Below are 2861 nucleotides of genomic sequence, written 5' to 3' on the forward strand. Positions count from 1 at the left end.
GATGTGCATGGTTGTCTCCAGTCAGGGTGAGCGCCCGGGTGCGCCGGGTCTGGTGTGTTGTGGTGATGGGGTGAGCCGGGAAGAACGGGTTGTGCAGGGCCTGTCAGGCCACGTCCACCTCAACCAGGATGGCGCGCGGGCTGGCCAGTGCATCGCGCAGCGCCTGGTGCAGCAAGGCGGGGTCGCTCACACGCACGGCCTCGCAGCCCTGGCCACGGGCGAGCGCGAGGAAGTCGAGATCCGGCAGGTCGGTGCCTTCGAGCTTGTCGCCTGCGTGGAAGCCGAAGGTGGGGGCAAACTCCTGCAGCGCCGCGTAGCGGCGGTTCTTGAGGATGATGAAGGTGATGGGCAGCTTCAGCTGCGCCGCGCTCCACAGGGCCTGGATGGAATACATCGCCGAGCCGTCGCCCAGCAGTCCGATCACCTTCTTGTCGGGTTTGGCCAGCGCCACGCCCACGGCGGCAGGCATGCCATAGCCCAGGCCGCCGCTGCACATGGTGTAGAAGGTTTCGCTTTGCACAATGGGCAGGTAGGCGTGCATGGCTGCGCGCGAGCTGGGCGCTTCTTCCACCACGATGGAGGCCGCATCGCGCACCTCGGCCAGGGTCTGCATCACATAGGGCACGCTCATCAGCGGCCCCGTGGGCTCCACACGCGGGCGTGCGGGGCGCGGTTGTGGCAAGGCGCGTGGCGGTGGTGCGGGGCGCGCCAGCAGGTCGAGCACCCCGAGCCGGATGCTGCCCACGGCCGAGGTGCCTTCAGGCGTCCAGGCGGCGGTGCCGGGGTCTTCAATCAGCTGCACCAGTTGCGCGCCCGGCGGCACATGCGGGCCAAAGCCTTCCACGTGGTAGGTGAAGGCGGCGGCGCCCAGCGCAAACACCAGGTCGTGCCTGCCGAGCAGCGCCACGATCTTCTCGCGCATGGCGGGCAGCACACCCGCAAACAGGCGGTGGTCTTGCGGGAAGCCGTAGCGGCCGGACATGGGCGCAATCCACACGGCAGCGTTGTGCCGCTCGGCCAGCGCCACCACCTCGTCCCAGGCACGGTCGCGGTCCACGGCGGCACCCACCACGAAGACGGGGCGCCGCGCGGCATCCAGCGCATCGCCAATGGCCTGCTGCACGCGGGGCTCGGGACGCGTTTCGGTGCTCACGGTGCGCGCCTTCAGCGGCTCGCAAGGCTTGTCCCAATCGTCGGCGGGGATAGACACCAGCACCGGCCCACGCGGCTGCTGCATGGCGATGTAGTAGGCGCGGGCGATGGCCAGGGGTACGTCTTCGGCGCGCGCGGGCTCCACGCTCCACTTCACGTAGGGCTTGGGCAGCTCGGTGGCCTGGCCCGAGAACAGGAAGGGGTCGAACGGCAGGATGGAGCGCGCCTGCTGCCCGGCCGTGATGACCATGGGCGTGCGGTTCTTGTGCGCCGTGAAGATATTGCCCATGGCGTGCCCCACGCCGGCCGCCGAGTGCAGGTTCACAAAGGCGGCGTTATGGGTGGCCTGCGCATAGCCGTCGGCCATGCCCACCACCACCGATTCCTGCAGGCCCAGGATGTAACGGAAGTCGCTGGGAAAGTCGAGGAACAGTGGCAGCTCGGTGGAGCCCGGGTTGCCAAAGATGGTATCGATGTGAAAGCCGCGCAACAGGTCGAGCACGGCCTCGCGCACGGTAGGGAGATGGGGGTGTTCTGAAGGCATCCCCGCATCTTCGGATGGCTTACTCTATCCATCAATACAATGAAGTGACTAAGCGGTATTCATTCAATGCATATCAAAGACATCGACCTCAACCTGCTGCGCCTGTTCGATGCCGTCTACCGCACGCGCAACGTGAGCCGGGCCGCAGAGCTGCTGGACCTGACACAGCCGGCAGCCAGCCAGGCGCTGACGCGGCTGCGTTTGCTGATCAAAGACCCGCTGTTTGTGCGCGCGGGCGGCGGCGTGCAGCCCACCCCCAAGGCCGACCGGCTGGCAGACGCGGTGCGCAGCGCGCTGGGTTTGCTGGAAGAGGCCCTCAACGAGTCGGCCCTGTTTGACCCTTTGCAGTCGCACAAGGTGTTCCGCATTCACATGAGCGATATTGGCGAAGGCCGTTTTCTGCCCGACCTGATGGTGGCGCTGCAGCATCAGGCGCCCGGAGTGCGTGTGGAGACCCTGCCCGTGCCACGCCACGAGATCCCCCAGCGGCTGGACAGCGGTGCCATCGACTTCGCCTTTGGCTTTTTGCCCACGGTGAAGGATACGCAGCGTGTGCAGCTCATCCAGGATCGCTACGTGGTGCTGCTGCGCGCAGGCCACCCCTTCGCCGCCACCAGGCGCAGCGGCCCTGTCCTGCTCAGCGCCCTGCACCAGCTGGAGTTTGTGGCCGTGCGCACCCACTCCGACACCCTGCGCATTCTGGAGATGCAACACTTGCAGGACCGCATCCGCCTGACCACCGAGCACTTCATGGTGCTGCCCGCCATCGTGCGGGCCACGGACCTGGCCGTGGTCATGCCCCGCAACATCGCACGCACTTTTGCGGCCGACGGTGGCTACACCCTGATCGAGCCCGCGCTGCCGCTGCGTGACTTCACGGTGTCGCTGCACTGGAGCCGCCGCTTTGAAAGCGACCCCGGCAACCAGTGGATGCGGGGGCTGATCGAGCAGCTGTTCAAGGAGTAAACCGTGCCAAGGCCGCGCGCATGCTTGCGGGGGCGGAGGGGCAAGCACGCAGCACCAAATGGCTGTATATTTATAAGGGGTATCTATTTAGCTCCAGCAGCCCCGTTGATACTGTGATTTCATCCAGCAATAGTATCCGATTGCCTCTCCCCGGTGTTCTTGCTCACGACATCCCCATACGTCACTGGCGGCGTGACCA

2 protein-coding genes are annotated in these 2861 nt (G+C 66.2%); one reads left to right on the plus strand and one right to left on the minus strand.

Annotated features, from left to right (window positions below; genetic code table 11):
* Positions 1-103: 103 nt before the first annotated feature.
* A complete protein-coding gene (mdlC, locus tag NFX52_RS29650) occupies positions 104-1696 on the minus strand; it encodes a benzoylformate decarboxylase (protein WP_207402135.1) in 1593 nt (530 codons plus the stop codon).
* Between the two features lie 66 nt (positions 1697-1762).
* Between mdlC and NFX52_RS29655 the strand changes: the two genes are divergently transcribed.
* Positions 1763-2662 carry a LysR family transcriptional regulator gene (locus NFX52_RS29655; RefSeq protein ID WP_082437276.1) on the plus strand — a complete coding sequence of 300 codons (900 nt, stop codon included), beginning with the start codon at positions 1763-1765 and terminating at the stop codon, positions 2660-2662.
* Positions 2663-2861 lie beyond the last annotated feature (199 nt).

The organism is Acidovorax facilis (assembly GCF_023913775.1).
GTDB lineage: Bacteria > Pseudomonadota > Gammaproteobacteria > Burkholderiales > Burkholderiaceae_C > Acidovorax > Acidovorax facilis.

Excerpts from the sequence above, each read along its gene's own strand:
- NFX52_RS29655 (WP_082437276.1), top strand. The coding sequence starts at position 1,763 with ATGCATATCAAAGACATCGACCTCAACCTGCTGCGCCTGTTCGATGCC.
- mdlC (WP_207402135.1), bottom strand. The coding sequence starts at position 1,696 with ATGCCTTCAGAACACCCCCATCTCCCTACCGTGCGCGAGGCCGTGCTC.